A 20,082-nucleotide genomic window follows, 5' to 3' on the forward strand; every position below is an offset into this window, starting at 1 on the left:
TCGGGAGGGCTGAAACACAAAAACAATTCGAGTGAAGTCATGAACATGCCAATTGCCAAAGCCGTGCTTGATCCAGTGCTGGACCCGATGGAAACCGCCAGCATCGACGAACTGCGCCAGCACCAGCTGGAACGCCTGCGCTGGAGCCTGAACCACGCTTACCAGAACGTACCGCTGTACCGTGAGCGCTTCGATGCACTGGGCGTGCACCCGGACGACATCAAGTCCCTGGACGATCTGGCGAAATTCCCGTTCACCACCAAATCCGACCTGCGTGACAACTACCCCTATGGCATGTTCGCCGTGCCGATGCATGACGTCGTACGCCTGCATGCCTCCAGCGGCACCACCGGCAAGCCGACGGTGGTGGGTTACACCCAGAACGACATCGACACCTGGGCCAACGTGGTTGCGCGCTCGATCCGCGCGGGCGGCGGTCGACGTGGCGACAAAGTGCATATTTCCTACGGCTACGGCCTGTTCACCGGTGGCCTCGGCGCCCACTACGGCGCCGAACGTTTGGGCTGCACAGTCATTCCGATGTCCGGCGGCCAGACCGAAAAACAAGTGCAACTGATCAAGGATTTCCAGCCGGACATCATCATGGTCACGCCGTCTTACATGCTCAACATCGCCGATGAAATCGAGCGCCAGGGCATCGACCCACACAAACTGGCCTTGCGCCTGGGTATCTTCGGCGCCGAGCCCTGGACCGCCGAACTGCGCAGCGCCATCGAGCAGCGCTTGGGCATCACCGCCCTGGATATCTATGGGCTTTCGGAAATCATGGGCCCCGGCGTCGCCATGGAGTGCGCCGAGACCAAGGATGGCCCGACCATCTGGGAAGACCACTTCTACCCGGAAATCATCGACCCGATCACCGGAGAAGTCCTGCCGGATGGGCAAATGGGCGAACTGGTGTTCACCTCACTGAGCAAAGAAGCCTTGCCGATGATCCGTTATCGCACCCGCGACCTTACCCGCCTGCTGCCCGGCACGGCACGACCGATGCGCCGCATCGACAAGATCACCGGGCGCAGCGATGACATGCTGATCATTCGCGGGGTCAATGTGTTTCCAACGCAGATCGAGGAGCAGGTGCTGAAGGTCAAACAGCTGTCCGAGTCCTACGAGATCCACCTGTACCGCAATGGCAACCTGGACAGCGTCGACGTGCATGTGGAACTCAAGGCCGAACATCAACACTTGGCCGACGAACAGCAAAAGGCTGTCTGCGCCGAGTTAAGCCGCCACATCAAGACCTACATCGGCATCAGTTCGCGTATCGTTTTGCAGCCAGCCTTCTCGATCAAACGCTCCGAAGGCAAAGCCTGCCACGTAGTCGACAATCGCCCAAAAGCCTGACCAACCCTCTTTCAGCCCCGCTACGGCGGGGCTTTTTTTTGCCCACAGAAAAAGCCGTCCAGCGCAAAACGATACAAAAACACATACGACACTGTTTTTTGTGTTTGATATTAATTTCTGTATCGCTTATAAATAACTCCATGACCAAGAACCCATTCATGGCGGAGACATCGTATGTACGCACAGCTTGTAGAAACCGGGGTGAAGCACATCAAGTCCCTGGACGAGATGTCCGAACAGGAACGCGCCTTTCAGGAAAAAATCGATTCGGAAATCAAGATCGAAGCCAAGAACTGGATGCCTGATGCCTACCGTCAGACCCTCATTCGGCAGATCTCCCAGCATGCTCACTCGGAAATCGTCGGCATGCTGCCCGAAGGCAACTGGGTCACCCGTGCCCCATCGCTCAAACGCAAGCTGCAGTTGATGGCCAAGATTCAGGACGAAGCCGGCCACGGCCTGTACCTGTACAGCGCCATGGAAACCCTCGGCGCCGACCGCGACGAGGAAATCGCCAAGCTGCACAGCGGCCGCGCCAAGTACTCGAGCATCTTCAACTACCCGACGCTGAACTGGGCTGACATGGGCGCAGTGGGCTGGCTGGTGGATGGCGCCGCAATCGTCAATCAGGTGGTGTTGCAGCGCACCTCCTATGGCCCCTACTCCCGGGCCATGGTGCGGATCTGCAAGGAAGAGAGCTTCCACCAGCGCCAAGGCTACGAAATCCTTTTGACCATGATGCGCCACGGCAATCAGGCGCAAAAAGACATGGTCCAGGATGCGATCAACCGCTTGTGGTGGCCGTCGCTGATGATGTTCGGCCCCAGCGATGAACATTCGCCCAACAGCGCTCAATCCATGGCCTGGAAAATCAAGCGCCAAAGCAACGATGAACTGCGTCAGCGTTTCGTCGACCAGACCATCCCGCAACTGGAACTGCTGGGCTGCACCGCACCGGATCCGGACCTTAAGTGGAACGCCGAACGCGGCCACTACGACTTTGGCGAGATCCAGTGGAACGAATTCTATGAAGTGCTCAAGGGCAATGGCCCGTGCAACCAGGAGCGCGTTGCCACCCGCCGCAAAGCCATTGAGGACGGCGCCTGGGTCCGTGAGGCCGCGGTCGCCCATGCCCGCAAAAAGCAAAACAAAAACGCCGCCTGAGGCTAACCCCGTACCCACGCAGGAGCTGCCGCAGGCTGGGATCTGTTGATCCTCAGCCCTTGCGTCTCAACGCGTACCGATCTGGAGTCACCGCCATGTCCGAATGGACCCTCTTCGAAGTCTTCGTGCGCAGCAAGCACGGCCTCAACCACAAGCATGTCGGCAGCGTGCATGCCGCCGATACCGCCATGGCTATCGAGAACGCTCGCGAGCTCTACACCCGTCGCAGCGAAGGCGTGAGCCTGTGGGTGGTGCCTTCGGCACTGATCACCGCCTCCTCGCCGGATGAAAAAGACCCGCTGTTCGACCCGGCGGACGACAAGGTTTATCGCCACGCCAGCTTCTACGAGCTGCCGGCCGAAGTCGGGCACATGTGAGGCTGACCATGAACAACAAGACTGATCTGATCGAATACTTGCTGCGTCTGGGTGACAGCGCCCTGATCCAGGGTCAGCGCCTGTGCCAATGGTGCGGCCATGCCCCGGCGCTGGAAGAAGAACTGGCGCTGATGAACGTTGGTCTCGACCTGGTGGGCCAGGCCCGCAACTGGCTGGAGTATGCCGCCGAGCTGCTGGATGACGGCCGCGACGCCGACCACCTGGCGTTCCGCCGCGACGAGCGGGCCTATCGCAATCTGCTGCTGGTGGAACAACCCAACGGCGATTACGCGGTGACCATCCTCAAACAATTCCTTTACGACGCCTGGCACTTGCAGGTGCTCAGCGGCCTGAGCCAGTCCAGCGACTCGCGCATCCAGGGGATCGCCGCCAAAGCGGTGAAGGAAGTGACCTATCACCTGCGCCGCTCCAGCGAGTGGGTCGAACGCCTGGGTGACGGTACCGAGGAAAGCCATAAACGCATGCTCGCAGCCATCCCGGAGATCTGGCGTTTCACCCTCGAACTGGTAACCACTGATGACAGTGAACAACGCCTGTGCGCCGCAGGCATCACTCCGAACGCGGCCCAAGTAGCGGCGGCCTGGCAAGCCAAAGTCACCGAGATATTTGCCAGCGCCACCCTGCCGTTGCCAACCGCGCCAAGCTATTTCTACCTGAATTCCCGCCGCGGACTGCACACCGAACATCTGGGCATTCTGCTGGCCGAGATGCAATCACTCCCCCGAGCGTACCCCGATGCGACCTGGTGAGCTGATTAGCAGCGACCGCGGCGCTCGCCCGGGCCAGGCCAGCGACCTGGATGCGGCCTGGGCAACCCTGGCGCGGGTCATGGACCCGGAAGTGCCGGTGGTCAGCGTGGTCGATCTAGGCATTGTTCGCGATCTCGATTGGCAGGCCGGGCATCTGCATGTGGTGGTCACGCCGACCTACTCCGGCTGCCCGGCCACTGAAGTGATCGAAAGCGATATCCGCGAAGCGCTGGAACTCGCCGGTTTCAAGGCGCCGAAATTGGAGCGCAAATTGACCCCAGCCTGGACCACCGACTGGATCACCAACAGCGGTCGCGAGCGCCTGCGCGCCTACGGCATCGCTCCGCCCAACGGCAGCACCAGCAAACGCAGCCTACTCGGTGAAAGCGCCAGCATCCTCTGCCCACAATGTGGCAGCGCTCATACCGAAGTGCTCAGCGAGTTTGGTTCCACCGCGTGCAAGGCGCTGTACCGCTGCCGTGATTGCCTGGAACCGTTCGACTATTTCAAGTGCATCTGAGCGGCCATCGCCGTCCATGCTGGAGAACAATAATGAGTAAATTCCACAGCCTGACCATCAAGGATGTGCGCAATGAGACCCGTGACGCGGTGTCCATCGCCTTCGAGATTCCGCAGCACCTGCAAGACAGCTTTCATTTCACCCAGGGCCAGCATCTGGTGATGCGCACCCAACTGGATGGCGAAGAAGTCCGACGCTCCTACTCGATCTGCACCGGGGTCAACGACGGTGAATTGCGCATAGCTATCAAGCGTGTGGCCGGCGGGCGTTTTTCAGCGTTTGCCAATGAACAATTGAAGGCCGGGCACCGCCTGGAAGTGATGCCGCCGACCGGGCACTTTCACGTTGAACTCGACCCGACCCGCCATGGCAATTACCTGGCGGTCGCGGCCGGCAGCGGGATCACGCCGATCCTGTCGATCATCAAAACCACCCTGGAAAACGAGCCGCACAGCCGCGTCACGTTGCTGTATGGCAACCGTTCAAGCTCGGGTGCGTTGTTTCGCGAGCAGCTGGAAGACCTGAAAAACCGCTACTTGCAGCGTTTGAACCTGATTTTCGTGTTCAGCCGCGAACAGCAGGATGTCGACCTTTATAACGGTCGGATCAACGCCGAGAAATGCGAGCAACTGTTCTCTCGCTGGCTCGACGTCAAAGCCCTGGACGCCGCGTTTATCTGCGGCCCGCAGGACATGACCGAAACCGTGCGCGACAGCCTGAAAGCCAAAGGCATGCCCGCTGACCGTATCCATTTCGAACTGTTCGCCGCCGTCGGCAGCCAGCAAAAACGTGAGGCGCGTGAAGCGGCTCAGCAGGTCGATGCGGCCGTCAGCCAGATCACCGTCATCAGCGATGGCCGCGCCCTGGCCTTCGACTTACCGCGCAACAGCCAAAGCATCCTCGATGCCGGCAATGCCCAAGGCGCTGAACTGCCCTACTCGTGCAAGGCCGGCGTTTGCTCGACCTGCAAATGCAAGGTCATCGAAGGCGAAGTGGAAATGGACAGCAACCACGCCCTGGAAGATTACGAAGTGGCTGCCGGGTATGTGCTGTCGTGCCAGGCGTTTCCGGTCAGCGACAAGGTAGTGCTGGATTTTGATCAGCTTTGAACCGCATTCGCGGGCAAACCCTAATGCCTGTAGGAGCGAGCTTGCTCGCGATGGACGTTAACGATAACGCGTGTTTTCTGAGTAAACGCGCCGCTCTTGAGTCCATCGCGAGCAAGCTCGCTCCTACATAGGGCACCCGTAAACACGCTTGACCCCACAACAAAAACAACAAAAGAGAACCGCCCATGACGCCGTCGATGAAAACCGGCTGATCCTCGGCTACACCCTGGCGCTTTGGTAACCCCTGATCGGCGCGGTACCGCCGCGCCGGCACACTTCATAACCCGGAGGAATCGTGATGCCTCACGCCCCTACCCTGCAAAGTTTCATCGCCGGTCGCTGGATCGGTCAACACGGTGCTCAAGTGCTGCGCAGCGCCATTGACGGCCACGAGATTGCGCGCACTCACGAAGAGCGTCCGGACTTCGCCGAGGCCATCGAGCATGGCCGTCGCCAAGGCGTCAGTACGCTGATGGCGCTGGACTTCCAGCAGCGCGCCCAGCGTCTCAAGGCACTGGCCTTGTACCTGAGCGAACGCAAGGAGCAACTCTACGCGATCTCCCACCACAGCGGCGCCACCCGCGCCGACAGCTGGATCGATATCGAAGGCGGCAACAGCACGCTGTTCACCTACGCCAGTCTCGGCTCCCGTGAACTGCCGTCGGGCAACATCGTTCACGAAGGTCCGGCCATGTCGTTGAGCAAGCTGGGCAGCTTCGCCGGCACGCACATTCTGGTGCCCCGTGGCGGAGTGGCGGTGCACATCAACGCCTTCAACTTCCCGATCTGGGGCATGTTGGAAAAATTCGCGCCGAGCTTTCTCGCCGGCATGCCGTGCATTGTCAAACCGGCCAGTGCTACCAGCTATCTGACCGAGGCGGTGGTGCGCTTGATGGACGAATCCGGTTTGCTGCCCGCAGGCAGTCTGCAACTGATCATCGGCAGCACCGGTGATCTGTTGGATCGCCTGCAAGGCCAGGACGTGGTGACCTTCACCGGCTCGGCCGACACCGCCGCCAAACTGCGAGTCAATCCGAACCTGATTCGCAACTCGGTGCCGTTCAACGCCGAAGCAGACTCGCTGAACTGCGCGATCCTCGCCCCAGACGTCCCCCCCGACGACGAAGAGTTCGAGCTGTTCATCAAGGAAGTCGCCCGGGAAATGACCACCAAGGCCGGGCAGAAATGCACCGCCATTCGCCGTGCGATTGTCCCGGCCAGGCACATCGATGCAGTCGCGACCCGCCTGCGGGATCGGCTGGCGAAAGTCGTGGTCGGCGACCCGTCAGTGGAAGGCGTGCGCATGGGGGCATTGGCCTCCCACGATCAGCAAAAAGACGTCGCTGAACGTTTGGAAAGTCTGTTGCAGAGCAGCGACCTGTTGTTCGGTGCCCGCGACGGCTTCGAGCCTCGCGGTGAAAACGTCAGCCAGGGTGCATTCTTTGCGCCGACCCTGCTGCTGGCCCGTGACCCGCACGCCGAAGGTGGCGCGCACGATATCGAAGCGTTCGGTCCGGTCAGTACCCTGATGGCCTACAACGACCTCGATGAAGCGCTGGCCCTGGCCGCTCGCGGCAAAGGCAGCCTGGTGGCGAGCTTGATCACCAAAGACCCACAGATCGCCGCCAAAGCCATTCCGGTGGCCGCCGCCTGGCACGGGCGCTTGTTGGTACTCGACCGCGAATCCGCTGCTGAATCCACCGGCCACGGTTCACCCCTGCCACAGCTCAAGCACGGTGGCCCGGGTCGTGCCGGTGGTGGTGAGGAACTCGGCGGTTTACGCGCCGTGAAGCACTACCTGCAACGCGCGGCAGTGCAAGGCTCGCCAACCATGTTGGCAGCGGTCACCGGAGAATACGTGCGTGGCGCCAAGGTCATCGAAACCGAAGTGCACCCGTTCCGTCGGTTCTTCCAGGATTTGCAGATCGGCGAATCATTGCTGACTCATCGTCGTACTGTGACCGAGGCTGATCTGGTGAACTTCGGTTGCCTGTCTGGCGACCACTTCTATATGCACTTCGATGACATCGCGGCAAAGGAATCGCAGTTCGGCAAGCGCATCGCCCACGGTTACTTCGTGCTGTCGGCGGCAGCCGGTCTGTTCGTCTCGCCAGCGCCCGGCCCAGTGCTGGCCAACTACGGCCTCGACACTTTGCGCTTCATCAATCCGGTGGGCATCGGCGACACCATCCAGGCCCGCCTGACCTGCAAACGCAAAATCGACCAGGGCAAAAAGAGCCCCCAAGGCATTCCGCAAGGCGTGGTGGCCTGGGATGTGGAAGTGACCAATCAGCTGGGAGAGCTGGTGGCCAGTTATGACATTTTGACCTTGGTGGTGAAGCGGGAGGAGTAACCACGCCACAGACCGTTCCCACGTCCACACCGCGTGGGAACGATCCTCGGGCCTCAAGACTTTTTCCCACACTTGATCTTCCCTTTCGCTTACGGCAACTTGCGCGCTTCTCAATACAAGGAGCTGCCGATGTCCGGTTCAATGGCCCAGGCGTTCGCGCACAATTTTCTCGGGCATTCGCCACGCTGGTACAAGGCAAGTATTGTTGCGTTCCTGATCCTCAATCCGCTGGTGCTCTGGACCGTCGGCCCGGTGGCTGCCGGCTGGCTGCTGGTGGCGGAGTTCATTTTCACCCTGGCCATGGCGCTCAAGTGCTACCCGTTGATGCCCGGCGGGCTGCTGATGGTCGAAGCCCTGCTGCTGCGCATGACGACGCCTCAGGCACTGTATGACGAACTGCTGCACAACTTCCCGGTGATCCTGCTGCTGATGTTCATGGTGGCGGGCATCTATTTCATGAAAGACCTGCTGCTGTTTCTGTTCTCGCGCTTGCTGCTGGGGGTTCGCTCCAAGGCGTTGCTGAGCTTGATGTTCTGTTTCCTTTCGGCCTTTCTGTCAGCGTTTCTCGATGCCTTGACGGTGACGGCTGTGATCATTAGTGCTGCAGTAGGGTTTTACTCGGTCTATCACCGCGTGGCCTCGGGCAATGACCCACGCCAGGACAGTGAATTCAGCGACGACCAACACCTGCCGAAGCTGCACCACGAAGACCTCGAACAATTTCGCTCTTTCCTGCGCAGCCTGCTGATGCATGGTGCGGTGGGCACGGCCCTGGGCGGTGTCTGCACGCTGGTGGGCGAACCGCAGAACCTGCTGATCGGCCATGAGATGGGCTGGCACTTCTCCGAGTTCTTCCTGAAAATCGCCCCGGTATCGCTGCCGGTGCTGGTGGCAGGTCTGGTGACCTGCGTGCTGCTGGAGCAGTTGCGTTGGTTCGGTTACGGCACCTTGCTACCGGACAACGTGCGCGCGGTACTGGCCAACTATGCCGCTGAAGACAACGCCGAACGCACCTCCCGTCAGCGCGCGGCGCTACTGGTTCAGGGCCTGGCGGCGCTGATTCTGATCGCCGGGCTGGCATTTCACATCGCCGAGGTCGGCCTGATAGGCTTGATGGTGATCGTACTGATTACCTCGTTCACCGGCATCACCGAAGAGCATCGCATCGGCAACGCCTTCAAGGACGCAATGCCATTTACTGCGTTGTTGGTGGTGTTTTTCGCCGTGGTCGCGGTGATTCACGATCAACAGCTGTTCACGCCATTGATTCAGTGGGTGCTGGCCCTGCCGCCAGAACAACAACCAGGCATGCTGTTTATCGCCAACGGCCTGTTGTCGGCCATCAGCGATAACGTGTTCGTGGCGACGATTTACATCACTGAAGTGAAGCAGGCGTTCATTTCCGGCCATATGAGCCGCGAACACTTCGAGACCCTGGCGATCGCCATCAATACCGGCACCAACCTGCCGAGCGTGGCAACGCCGAATGGGCAAGCGGCGTTCTTGTTTCTGCTGACGTCGGCGATTGCGCCATTGATTCGCTTGTCGTACGGAAGGATGGTGTGGATGGCGTTGCCGTATACGGTGGTAATGGGTGTGTTGGGGTGGTATGCGGTGAGTTATTGGTTGTAAGCCGAAGAGCGAATTGGACCCCTTGTAGCAGCTGGCGCAGCCTTCGGCAGCTGCTACGGGTAATCACCCAGCTTCAACGCGGCAAAATATACCGCTCGATGGCCTCTGCCGCGCCATCTTCGATATTGCTGCCAGTCACCAGATCAGCCTGACGCTTCACCACTTCCTCCGCCTGCCCCATGGCAATCGACAACCCGGCGCGATGAAACATCGCCGGGTCGTTGCCGCCGTCGCCGATAGCAGCCGTGTACTCAAGCGGCACTCCCAAAAACCCGGCCAGCGTCGCCAATGCCTCGCCCTTGTTCGCCTGCATCGCGGTCACGTCCAGATAAACCGGTTGTGAGCGCGAGACCTGTGCCTCACCGTCGACCCTGGGTTGCAACTGCGCCTCCAGCTCAACCAGTAACTGAGCGTTGTGACTGGCGGCGACGATCTTGTCGATGCGATCCAGATACGGCTCAAAGCTCTCGACCACCACCGGCGGATAGCCCAGGCCGTGCTGTTCTCGGGGCACCATTGGCCCATGAGGATCGTGCAGCAGCCAGTCACCTCCGGAAAACACCCAGACCTCCACCTCCGGTTGCCCACTGAATAACGCAAGCGTGGCGATTGCTGCATCCCGCGGAAGGTAATGGGCGACCAGAAAACTACCGTCCGGATGAACGATGGTTCCTCCATTAAATGCCGCCGTCGGCAGATCGACGCCCAAGGCTTCGATCTGCTGCAGCATGGCCCTGGGCGGTCGGCCGGTCGCCAGGCTGAAGAAAACCCCGGCCTCACGTAACGCCTGCACGGCCTCAATCGTACGCTGACTGAGGCTGTGGTCGGGACGCAACAAAGTGCCGTCCATGTCACTGAGCAAAAACTGGATGGGATGACGCGTTTGGCTACTCATCCCAGGCTGTGCCAGACGCGACCGTCACGGGCCAGAAGTTCCTCAGCTGTCGCCGGGCCATCTTCGCCTGCCGGGTAAGTCTGAACGGTGGAGTCCTCTTTCCAGGCATCAAGGAACGGTTGCACGGCGCGCCAGCCATTTTCGATATTGTCAGCGCGCTGGAACAACGTCTGGTCGCCGGTCAGGCAGTCGTAGATCAAGGTCTCGTAGCCGGTGGACGGCTGCATCTCGAAGAAGTCCTTGTAGGCGAATCCCAGCTCGATGTTGGCCATAGCCAGCGCCGGCCCAGGGCGCTTGGCCAGCAAGTCAAACCACATGCCTTCGTTGGGCTGGATCTGAATCCTCAGATAGGTCGGTTGCAGTTCATTCACTTCGGTATCGCGAAACTGCGCGTACGGCGCGGGTTTGAAACAGATGGCGATTTCCGTGTCACGCACACTCATGCGCTTGCCGGTGCGCAGGTAGAACGGCACACCGACCCAGCGCCAGTTGTCGATCATGACCTTGAGCGCGACATAGGTTTCGGTGCTGCTGTCGGGTGCCACATTCGGTTCATCGCGGTAACCGGGCAGCGGCTTGCCGCCGAGTTCGCCCGCCGCGTACTGGCCGCGCACCGAGTTCGCCCGCGCCTCTTCGGTGGACCAGGGGCGGATCGCCCCGACAACTTTGGCCTTTTCCCCACGCACCGCATCGGCGCCGAAAGCGGCCGGTGGTTCCATTGCGACCATCGCCAACAACTGGAACAGGTGATTGGGCACCATGTCCCGCAGCGCACCGGTGTGTTCGTAGAAGCTGCCGCGCGTCTCGACCCCGACAGTTTCCGCCGCGGTGATTTGCACATGATCGATGTAATGGTTGTTCCAGAAGGCCTCAAACAGGCTGTTGGAAAACCGGCTGACGAGGATGTTCTGAACCGTTTCCTTACCCAGGTAATGGTCGATCCGGTAGATCTGCTTCTCCGTCATGACCTTGAGCAGGCAAACGTTCAACGCTTCGGCAGTGTGCAGGTCGGAGCCGAAAGGCTTTTCGATCACCACCCGGCGAAAGGCCTCCGGGGTTTCTACGAGCAGACCGGATGCTCCAAGGCGACGCACCACTTCGCTGAAAAAGCGCGGTGCGGTCGCCAGGTAAAACACGACGTTACCGGTGCCGCTGGCGGCGATTTTCGCCGCCAGCGCCTCGTAGGTGCTGTCGTCGAGGAAGTCACCCTGAACATAGCTGATGCCGCTGGCCAGCTTGGCCCACAACGCCGGGTCCAGGGCATCCTCACCTTTGCCAACCTTGTTGGCCGCCTCGGTACGAATAAAGTCTTCGAGCTTCTTGGCGAAGTCGATATCGCTGATTGCGTTGTGATCGACGCCGACGATACTCAGGCCATCGCTTAGCAAACCGTCACGACTGAGGTTGTACAGCGCTGGCATCAGCAGACGCTTGACCAGATCACCATGGGCGCCGAACAGGAACAGCGTGGTCGGCGGTGCGGGTTCTGCCTTGTTTTTTTTCCGGCGCGAGGTCATTTTTTGGGGGTCTCGACATGGCCGCCAAAGCCGAAACGCATGGCTGACAACAGTTTGTCGCCATAGGTGCTTTGCTGGCGGGAGCGAAAGCGCGCGAACAACGAGTTGGACAACACCGGGACCGGCACCGATTGCTCCATGGCCGCCTCGATAGTCCAGCGCCCTTCACCGCTGTCAGCGACTGCGCCCGAATACCCGTCGAGTTTCGGATCGCTGGCCAGGGCGTCGGCGGTCAGGTCCAGCAGCCAGGAGGAAACCACGCTGCCACGGCGCCAGACTTCGGCGATGTCGGCCACGTTCAGATCAAAGCGTTGATCTTCCGGCAGGTTCTCCGAGGCTTTGGTTTTGAGAATGTCGAAACCTTCGGCAAACGCCTGCATCATTCCGTATTCGATGCCGTTGTGAATCATTTTCACGAAGTGCCCCGAACCTGCTGGGCCGGCGTGAATGTAACCGCGTTCGGCGCGATCATCCTCGGCCACCCGATCCTTGGTCCGGGGGATATTGCCCAGGCCCGGCGCCAGGCTGTCGAACAGCGGGTCGAGGCGTTTGACCACCTCGGTATCGCCGCCGATCATCATGCAGTAACCGCGCTCAAGGCCCCAGACGCCGCCGGAGGTGCCGACGTCGATGTAGTGCAGGCCTTTTTCCGACAGCGTGCGAGCGCGACGGATGTCGTCCTTATAGAAGGTGTTGCCGCCGTCGATGATCACATCGCCGGCATCGAGCAATTGGCTCAAGGTGTCGATGGTTTCTTCGGTCGGCTCACCGGCCGGAAGCATTACCCAGACCGCTCGTGGTTTCTCCAGGCCCGCGACCAGTGCCGGCAAGTCCGCAACACCGGTTGCGCCCTCTTCGCTCAAGGTGGTGACAAACGCGGCGTTGCGGTCGTAAACCACGGTGGAATGCCCATTGAGCATCAGGCGCCGCGCAATATTGCCGCCCATGCGGCCCAGTCCGATAATCCCCAATTGCATGTGCTGATGCTCCTTACTACAAATAAATGTGTGTCAAAGGTTATAGCGCAATGAGGCTAATGAGGGTTAGTCCAGAGCGTCCGGACATAGTTTCCCCTCAAGCGGACCAATACGCGGGATCACGTCAGAAATCACGACGAAGACACAGGGACAATTAAAAATAAAAAAGTTCCATTTGCAGGAAAAAGAAATCAGAATCGGCACCGATAGTGGTCCTGCGCTCAGATTCGAGAGGCCGAACCACCGGTGTGACACGCCATTTGCGAGGTGAGCAATGGGCACAGTACTTACGGCACGTCCTGCACAAACTCTTTACGTCACCATTCGTCGTGACGAATTGCGTCTATTGAAAGAAGAGCGCGAGCAATTGCTCAATCAGGTCGCACAGCTGCGCCAGCTGTTGCAACAGGCGCAACCCCAGGAAATCACCGACTCATCTCCCACCCCGCGTGCGCTGAACCACTGAGACCTGAACGCCTTGCTCCCCTGACAATGGGGAAACAGGGCGTACTGCCAGCACCAAATCCATTGCCCCCCTTGAACATGCTACGAGTGTCGACGGCTTATCGTCTGCCCGGCAGCTGGCCTACACCGTCGTCGGTATGATGTCTCGCTATGAGTTCGACAAACACCTATCAGCCTCATCGACCTGCACTGACCTGTCAAAAATGTAATCTTCGCCCCATGCTGGCGTTAACTTCCATTTAATAGAATGGCCACACACTGCGCCCCTGACCTTTTGGCACGCACGAAGGACACCACACACTATTGATGGGAAGCACAGCATGAAACTTTCAACCTTGATCCTCGCTGGCCTGATGACCGTTAGTTCTGCAGCCGCCTTCGCCGAAGGGGGTTCCGAACGATCCAGGCAACATTGGGAAAACTTTAATTTTAGCCAGCAACAAGTCCACGGCAAATCCGATAACACGGCGTCTGTCGACACGGTTAAAACCGCACCCGCCACTGACGATCAGACAGTAAAAGAACAAAAACCCAACGCCTGATCCTCACGCAGCAATCGACTAAAACCTGGCAATACCATTCTTTTGGCAGAGATTAATATTGGCGTCCTGTTGGACTAATGCCAGTCAGTTAAGGAAATCAGGTCTCTGTAGGAGCAGCCGGTCGACGCTCGATTGCTCGCGATGGACGCTAATGATAACGCGTGTTTTCTGAGCAAACGCGCCGCCCTTGAGTCCATCGCGAGCAAGCTCGCTCCTACAGGGGCACAGCGTTCGCTTAACTGACCAGCATTATCCTGTTGGACGCCTTTTTTTGTGCCTGGCACATTCACAACGCTCGCCTTGCTTATCGGTAAATGACCGGAAAATTACGAATACGTTAAGAACGAGCAAAAAGCTGCCGATGCTCTGTCTGGAGCATCGGCCGATTCTGGTGATCGTAGTACATCGGGGCTGGAGCGGTCACTCATGCACGCGGGGTTCCCGACATTCTTACAAGGCTTTAGTCCAGAACAACATGCGGCCATGGGCCGGGTCGAACATCCCTGCGGCGAAACCGAATTTACCGTAGGAGGCCTGAGCCACCGCATTGCCTTCGAGGACTTCCAGGGTGATTTTGCAGCAGCCACGTTGACGGGCGATATCCTCGACCTTTTGCAGCATTTTCTGACTGATGCCAAGCCCGCGGTACTTCTTCACCACCGCCACGTCATGCACATTGACCAATGGACGACAGGCGAAGGTTGAAAACCCTTCGAAACAGTTGACCAACCCGGCCGGCTCGCCACCGACGAACGCCAAAACACTGAACGCATGAGGACGCTTGGCCAGTTCGCCGGGTAGATTCTGCAATACATCGGCCGACAACGGCTCGCCACCGCCCATGGGATCTTCGGCGTAGTGGTTCAGGACAAAGCTGATGGCTTCGGCATGCACCGGGTTGGTATAGCTGGCTTGTAGTACCAGAATTTCTGCGGATTCCATTTCCATCCTCGATCGCATAGTGATGTCCCCTTCCTCAACACGTCTCCAGACGGCTGAAAGGGTCAGCGGACCTTATCGCGGCCAGACCCGTTCCGACAATCCCTTTGCATTTTTTCGTCAGCATGGGTGTTCGTACTTACATTCCCCAAATCTGCTCTTCGGTCCAGCCCAGCTCGGCAAAATCTTCGGCGCGCAACGCGGCTTCAGCGGCACAGAAGAACTCATCCAGCTGCGGAGGATTGACCGAAGTGCCGCTGAGCATGGCGTGGACCTGGCCACGGTGATGGAGTTGATGTTCGAACAGATGGGAGAGCATGCGTAACCGACTGTCACGCTGTGGACGATCACGGGTGATGGTCACGACACGGCCCATGTCCGCGTCCTGCAGTTGCTCGCAGTAAGCGATCAGGCGACGGTCCACCAAAGCTTGTTCACGCTTGAGTTCTGCGCTGGTGTCGAACGGCTCGTCTTCCTTGAAGAATACATAACAATCGGGATGGGGAGACTCACCGTGCAGCTCTCGCTCCAGCGCATCCACATAAAACCAGTCGCAGGTCAGGATGTGATTAAGGGTGGCCTTGATACTCGGAAAGAAGCTGACACGCCGCGCAACAAACTCAGCCTGGCTCAACTGCCCGCAAGCCTTGGCCAAACGGTGATTGGCCCAGCCGTTCTGGTAAGCCATGGTCAGTAAATGGTGGGACAGAGGCTGGTTCACAGTGGCACCTCCTATGGTTTTCAAAGCACCTGACAAAACCGCTGCAACTGCATTTCCCGCAAGCGGCTGAGGGTGCGGCGAAACGCAAACTCCAGATAACCCTCGGTGTACAACGACTCCATCGGCACCTGGGCCTCGATGTATAGAGGGACCTTGCGGTCGTAACACTCATCGACCAACGCGATAAAGCGCCGAACGCTGTCGTCATGCACCGACAACTCCGGCAGCTCCCGGTCTCCGGCGTCGACCCGTTCGACCCCGTCTTCCGTGCCGCGGGAAATTCGTCCGGGGCGCTTTTGTGCACTGAGGTTCGGTACTTCGCTCAATAGAATAGCGCTGAACCTGTCGCACAACGCCATGAAGTCCATTGCCGCAAAGGGTTGCTCACACAGGTCCGCATAACGGCACCAGAGCACGGTATCGCTGGACTGCACGGCCGTGATGGAACGGTAACCGACGCTGACCGGCTCGCGAGAAACTGCTTGCCCGACAGTCAAACCCTTGAACACTTCGCTCATGGCATTTGGCTGGTCGAACGCACTGACCCAATAACGTTGAACACCGAGGCCCGGATGCAAGCGATGGTCTTCACTGCCATCCACCGCCACCACCCGCATATGGTTTTTGATCGCGGCAATGGCCGGTAGAAACCGCTCACGATTGAAACCATCGGCGTAGAGCTGGTCCGGCGGCTGATTGGAGGTGGAGACGATGACCACGCCTTCCTCGAACATCACCTGAAACAGTCGCCCGAGGATGATCGCGTCGCCAATGTCGTTGACGAACAGCTCGTCGAAACACAGCACCCGCACCTCGGCACTCAGCTCGCGGGCCAACGCCTTCAATGGGTCGGCGGTACCGGTCAACTGAAAGGAGCGCTGATGCACCCAGCCCATGAAATGGTGGAAGTGCTGACGGCGGGCTGGTATGCGCAAACGTTGGTAGAACTGGTCCATCAACCAGGTCTTGCCTCGGCCCACCGGCCCCCATAAGTAGGCACCTGTGACGTGCGTGCGACCCTGATGCAAGGCTTGGTGACACTGCTCAAGCGCCTGCACCGCTTTCCATTGCGCGTCATCCTGGACGAAGCCTTTTTGCTCGATGGCATGTTGATAGGCGCTGAGGGGGGAATCGAAGGTCATTACAGGCAGATTTGGTCCGGGCTGAAGCCGGGTAATGTAGCAGCTGGCGAAGCCTGCGTCCGGCCGCGAAGCGCTCGTAAAATCGGCCACCGTGGTTCTATAGGAGAATCGCGATAACCGGATTACGACTGTTTCCCAGCCGGACGCAGGCTTCGCCAGCGGCTACATGACCGCGCGAATCTTCATCTACAGCGAAATATCCAGCCGGGTGATCTTGCCGCGCTCGTCAAGCCGGAATACATAGCGCAATTCCAGCGGGCTGCCGGGAAAGGTGCCGGAGATCAGGTTGTTGACCAGCACCTTGCCGGTGCGTTGTTGCACATCAAGGACTTCGACCCGCGGCTGGTAACGTCGGGCGGCATCTTCCATCCATTGGGCGATGGCGATGGTGCCGACCCGATGCTCGCCTTCATCAAAAACGTTGGCATCCTCGGCGAAGAAGCTGGCGACCGCCGAACTGTCACGGGCATTGGCGGCCGCAATGTAAGCGGCGATGGCGGGCGCAAGTGAAGAGGCTGGATTCGACATGTTGATACGGCTCCTTGTTTGTTGATTCTGGAGCCATGCTAAAACAGCCGTGTGTCAATTCTTGTCAGGAGTGAAACGTCCTGCTTCATCCAGTTGCATCAGCTTGCGCCAGGCTCGCAGCAGGTCACTGCGACGCCCCGGATAGTGCTCACCCTGCTCGCTGGCAGCAGCAATCCGATCGGTGCGAAAAGTCCGATAAGCCTCGCGCAGTTCACACCAGGCGACGATCACCCGCACTTCGTTGAAAAAGCCCAGCGCCAACGGCCAGATCAACCGCTGGCTCGGGACTTTGTTTACGTCTGCGTAATCGATGTGCAACTTTGCCTGACCGCGAATGGCCTGGCGAAAGACATTCAACTCCACGGCATTCTGCGGGTAACCGTAACCCGGCGGTCCGGGCAACACCGTCGGGTTGCGCAAGGCGTCTTGCGCGGCAGGCGCCAACACCGCAGCAATCTTCGCCAAGGCATCGGCCGCCGCTTTGCTCAGCACCTCATCGCCGCGTTGATCGACATAACGCAAACCCAGCACGATGGCTTCAGTCTCGTCGGCATTCAGCATCAACGGCGGAAGAAACAGGCCGCTGCGCAGTACGTAGCCAATGCCCGCTTCGCCATAGATCGGCGCTCCGAGGGCGGTCAATTCGGCAACGTCGCGGTACAGCGTGCGCTCGGAAATCTCCAGTTCGCTGGCCAGCACCGCCGCTGTCACCGGACGGCTCTTGCCGCGCAATACTTGCAGCAAGGTTAATAAACGGGTGGTACGCGACACGCTGATCACGCTCTTGTTCGAAAGGGTTCGTGGAGATTAGCAGAGCGTCCTGTCAGAAACTGTCAGTAGAGAAATCAGCGGTGAGTACCGGTTGGCGTACCTCGATGCGGGAAGTCAGTTAAACCTTGGGTGACAAGAGATCGCCCGCACCGAAAGCGTGCGGGCTTCAATCCGGCCTACCGGTCCACCTTATGCCGCGCCGCATACACACACAGCATCTCCATCGCCAGGGTCGCTGCCGCCAATGAGGTGATTTCCGCGCTGTCATAGGCCGGGGCGACTTCCACTACGTCCATGCCCACCAGATTGATCCCGCGTAAGCCGCCGATGATTTCCAGCGCCTGCACCGTGCTCAAGCCGCCACACACCGGCGTGCCGGTCCCAGGAGCGAATGCCGGGTCCAGACAATCGATATCAAACGTCAGGTACACCGGGTTATCGCCGACCCGCTCGCGGATCGATTCGATGATTGCGTCGCAACCTCGCCGATGCACCTGCCGCGCATCCAGTACCTGAAACCCCTGATGGTCATTATTAGTGGTGCGTAAACCGATCTGCACCGAGCGGGACGGATCCACCAGCCCTTCCTTCGCCGCGTGCCAGAACATGGTGCCGTGGTCGATGCGTTTGCCATCTTCATCCGGCCAGGTGTCGCTGTGGGCGTCGAAATGGATCAGCGACAAGGGGCCGTGCTTTCTGGCATGAGCCTTGAGCAGCGGATAGCTGATGAAGTGGTCCCCGCCAAACGTCAACATCGCACAACCGGCCGCGAGGATTTTCTCGGCATGGGCTTCGATGCTGTCCGGCACCGACTGCGGCGTGCCGGAGTCGAAGCTGCAATCGCCGTAGTCGATCACCGCCAAATGGTCGAACGGATCGAAGGTCCATGGCCAATGCCGTTCCCAGGCGATTCCGGTGGAGGCGTTGCGAATCCCCCGTGGCCCGAAACGCGCGCCCGGGCGGTTGCTGGTGGCAGTGTCGAACGGCACGCCGCTGACCACCACATCAACACCGCGCAAGTCGCGGCTGTAACGACGGCGCATGAAACTGGTGATACCGGCGTAGGTGCTTTCAGCTGCTGTTCCGTAGAGGCTGTCGCGGGTGATGGCCTGGTCGTTCAAATCGGCGATATCCATACAGAGGTCCTTATTATTGGCGGGTACGGAAAGTGGTCCACACGCGAGTGCGCTGACGCATGTCCTTGAGGCTCATGCTGCGGTCGGCGTACAGGCGATCCCGTACATCGGCGGGCGGAAAAATGTCGGCATCCTCACGCACAGCGGCATCCACCAAGGGTGTCGCGGCCAGGTTGGCGCTGGCGAAATACAACGTGTTAGTCAGCCCTGCCACCGATTCGGGGCGCAGCATGAACTCGATAAAGGCCCGGGCTTCTTCCGGGTGTGGAGCGTCCTTGGGGATGGCCAGGTTGTCCTGCCATACCAGCGTGCCTTCCTTGGGAATCCGGTAGGCCACCTCAAACGGCTTGTTGGCTTTGCGTGCCTGATCGGCAGCCACGCTGGCGTCACCGTTGTAGGTCAGCGCCAGGCACACGCTGCCGTTGGCCAAATCGTTGATCTGCCGACCGCTGGCCACGTACAGCACCGAAGGTTGCAACTGATGCAACAAGACTTCGGCGGCAGCCAGATCGCTCTTGTCAGTGCTGTAGGGATCTTTACCGAGGTAATGCAGCGCCAGACCGATCACTTCCTGGGGTGAATCAAGTATGGCGATGCCGCAGTCCTTCAACTTGCTGGCATATTCAGGCTTGAACAGCAGGTCCAGGCTATTCAGAGGTACGCCGGGTAACCGCTTCTGCACGGCTTCGACATTGATGCCCAGGCCCAGCGTGCCCCAGGTGTAGGGCACACCGTAACGGTTACCCGGATCGACAGCGGCAAGCTTTTTCAGCAAATCCGGATCAAGGTTGGCGTAGCCTTTAAGGTTGTCGTGGGGGATTTCCTTCAGCGCGCCTGCGGCCAGACCACGAGCCAGCACGCTGGACGACGGCACCACCACGTCATAACCGCTGCCGCCGGTCAGCAGTTTGGTCTCCAGAACTTCCGGGGTATCGAACGTGTCGTAGCGCACGTGGATGCCGGTTTCCTGTTCAAAACGCTGCAACGCCTCGGGCGCCACGTAATCGGCCCAACTGTAGAGGTTGACCACTTTGTCTTCGGCCTGCGCCGACAGTGCGATGGCGAAAGCCAGAGCGGGATAACAGAGTCTGAGAACCGAACGCATATCAAGCACCTGCCGCAATGGAGTGCCTGCAGCATGCGTCAGGGGATACATTGT

Annotated in this window: 20 protein-coding genes; 10 read left to right on the forward strand and 10 right to left on the reverse strand. The window is 59.4% G+C overall.

The features are described 5' to 3' along the window. Positions 1–39: 39 nt before the first annotated feature. From paaK to nhaB, 8 genes are all read left to right on the forward strand, one after another. On the forward strand, positions 40–1,365 hold the full coding sequence (gene paaK, locus ACZYSM_RS10915) for a phenylacetate--CoA ligase PaaK (RefSeq protein WP_489071505.1): 1,326 nt from the start codon (positions 40–42) through the stop codon (positions 1,363–1,365). A gap of 174 nt (positions 1,366–1,539) precedes the next feature. Next, entirely contained in the window at positions 1,540–2,529 is a 990-nt protein-coding gene (paaA, locus tag ACZYSM_RS10920) for a 1,2-phenylacetyl-CoA epoxidase subunit PaaA (RefSeq protein WP_489071506.1), read from the forward strand. A gap of 95 nt (positions 2,530–2,624) precedes the next feature. After that, a complete protein-coding gene (gene paaB / locus ACZYSM_RS10925; protein WP_489071507.1) occupies positions 2,625–2,906 on the forward strand; it encodes a 1,2-phenylacetyl-CoA epoxidase subunit PaaB in 282 nt (93 codons plus the stop codon). Positions 2,907–2,914: 8 nt separating this feature from the next. Next, positions 2,915–3,676, forward strand: coding sequence for a 1,2-phenylacetyl-CoA epoxidase subunit PaaC (paaC, locus tag ACZYSM_RS10930; RefSeq protein WP_489071508.1), 762 nt, complete (start codon positions 2,915–2,917; stop codon positions 3,674–3,676). After that, positions 3,663–4,196 carry a 1,2-phenylacetyl-CoA epoxidase subunit PaaD gene (paaD, locus tag ACZYSM_RS10935; protein WP_489071509.1) on the forward strand — a complete coding sequence of 178 codons (534 nt, stop codon included), beginning with the start codon at positions 3,663–3,665 and terminating at the stop codon, positions 4,194–4,196. The genes paaC and paaD overlap by 14 nt, the downstream gene beginning before the upstream one ends. A gap of 32 nt (positions 4,197–4,228) precedes the next feature. Then, on the forward strand, positions 4,229–5,305 hold the full coding sequence (paaE, locus tag ACZYSM_RS10940; protein WP_489071510.1) for a 1,2-phenylacetyl-CoA epoxidase subunit PaaE: 1,077 nt from the start codon (positions 4,229–4,231) through the stop codon (positions 5,303–5,305). Positions 5,306–5,603: 298 nt separating this feature from the next. Continuing rightward, positions 5,604–7,658 (forward strand): phenylacetic acid degradation bifunctional protein PaaZ, encoded by a 2,055-nt coding sequence (gene paaZ, locus ACZYSM_RS10945; protein ID WP_489071511.1) that lies wholly within the window; start codon positions 5,604–5,606, stop codon positions 7,656–7,658. Positions 7,659–7,787: 129 nt separating this feature from the next. Next, positions 7,788–9,290 (forward strand): sodium/proton antiporter NhaB, encoded by a 1,503-nt coding sequence (nhaB, locus tag ACZYSM_RS10950; RefSeq protein WP_489071512.1) that lies wholly within the window; start codon positions 7,788–7,790, stop codon positions 9,288–9,290. Between the two features lie 73 nt (positions 9,291–9,363). Here the strand turns inward: nhaB and ACZYSM_RS10955 are convergent, their stop codons facing one another. Genes ACZYSM_RS10955 through gnd form a run of 3 tightly spaced genes read right to left on the reverse strand, consistent with a single transcriptional unit; the run spans position 9,364 to position 12,703 of the window. Continuing rightward, a complete protein-coding gene (locus tag ACZYSM_RS10955; protein ID WP_489071513.1) occupies positions 9,364–10,185 on the reverse strand; it encodes an HAD family hydrolase in 822 nt (273 codons plus the stop codon). After that, positions 10,182–11,702, reverse strand: a complete 1,521-nt coding sequence (gene zwf / locus ACZYSM_RS10960; RefSeq protein WP_489071514.1) for a glucose-6-phosphate dehydrogenase — start codon at positions 11,700–11,702, stop codon at positions 10,182–10,184. The genes ACZYSM_RS10955 and zwf overlap by 4 nt, the downstream gene beginning before the upstream one ends. Further along, positions 11,699–12,703 (reverse strand): phosphogluconate dehydrogenase (NAD(+)-dependent, decarboxylating), encoded by a 1,005-nt coding sequence (gene gnd, locus ACZYSM_RS10965; RefSeq protein ID WP_489071599.1) that lies wholly within the window; start codon positions 12,701–12,703, stop codon positions 11,699–11,701. The genes zwf and gnd overlap by 4 nt, the downstream gene beginning before the upstream one ends. Positions 12,704–12,953: 250 nt before the next feature. Here gnd and ACZYSM_RS10970 point away from each other — a divergent pair, with 250 nt between their 5' ends. Both ACZYSM_RS10970 and ACZYSM_RS10975 read left to right on the forward strand, forming a co-directional pair. Next, positions 12,954–13,145: a DUF6026 family protein gene (locus tag ACZYSM_RS10970; RefSeq protein ID WP_489071515.1), complete on the forward strand. Its 192-nt coding sequence runs from the start codon at positions 12,954–12,956 to the stop codon at positions 13,143–13,145. Between the two features lie 319 nt (positions 13,146–13,464). Beyond that, positions 13,465–13,686: a DUF2790 domain-containing protein gene (locus ACZYSM_RS10975; protein WP_489071516.1), complete on the forward strand. Its 222-nt coding sequence runs from the start codon at positions 13,465–13,467 to the stop codon at positions 13,684–13,686. Positions 13,687–14,136: 450 nt separating this feature from the next. Here ACZYSM_RS10975 and ACZYSM_RS10980 read toward each other — a convergent pair whose 3' ends face one another. The 7 genes from ACZYSM_RS10980 to ACZYSM_RS11010 form a co-directional block, all read right to left on the reverse strand. Next, positions 14,137–14,628, reverse strand: coding sequence for a GNAT family N-acetyltransferase (locus tag ACZYSM_RS10980; protein ID WP_489071517.1), 492 nt, complete (start codon positions 14,626–14,628; stop codon positions 14,137–14,139). A gap of 136 nt (positions 14,629–14,764) precedes the next feature. Beyond that, complete coding sequence (locus tag ACZYSM_RS10985; protein WP_489071518.1) at positions 14,765–15,346, reverse strand: DinB family protein; 582 nt, start codon at positions 15,344–15,346, stop codon at positions 14,765–14,767. Between the two features lie 20 nt (positions 15,347–15,366). Next, complete coding sequence (gene zapE / locus ACZYSM_RS10990) at positions 15,367–16,488, reverse strand: cell division protein ZapE (protein WP_489071519.1); 1,122 nt, start codon at positions 16,486–16,488, stop codon at positions 15,367–15,369. Between the two features lie 186 nt (positions 16,489–16,674). Continuing rightward, entirely contained in the window at positions 16,675–17,016 is a 342-nt protein-coding gene (locus tag ACZYSM_RS10995) for a nuclear transport factor 2 family protein (RefSeq protein WP_489071520.1), read from the reverse strand. 54 nt (positions 17,017–17,070) lie between these two features. Continuing rightward, positions 17,071–17,787, reverse strand: a complete 717-nt coding sequence (locus tag ACZYSM_RS11000; RefSeq protein ID WP_489071521.1) for a helix-turn-helix transcriptional regulator — start codon at positions 17,785–17,787, stop codon at positions 17,071–17,073. Positions 17,788–17,963: 176 nt separating this feature from the next. Next, entirely contained in the window at positions 17,964–18,923 is a 960-nt protein-coding gene (gene speB, locus ACZYSM_RS11005; RefSeq protein ID WP_489071522.1) for an agmatinase, read from the reverse strand. Positions 18,924–18,936: 13 nt separating this feature from the next. Continuing rightward, a complete protein-coding gene (locus ACZYSM_RS11010; protein ID WP_489071523.1) occupies positions 18,937–20,028 on the reverse strand; it encodes a polyamine ABC transporter substrate-binding protein in 1,092 nt (363 codons plus the stop codon). Between the last annotated feature and the right edge of the window lie 54 nt (positions 20,029–20,082).

This window comes from Pseudomonas sp. F220, assembly GCF_057813935.1.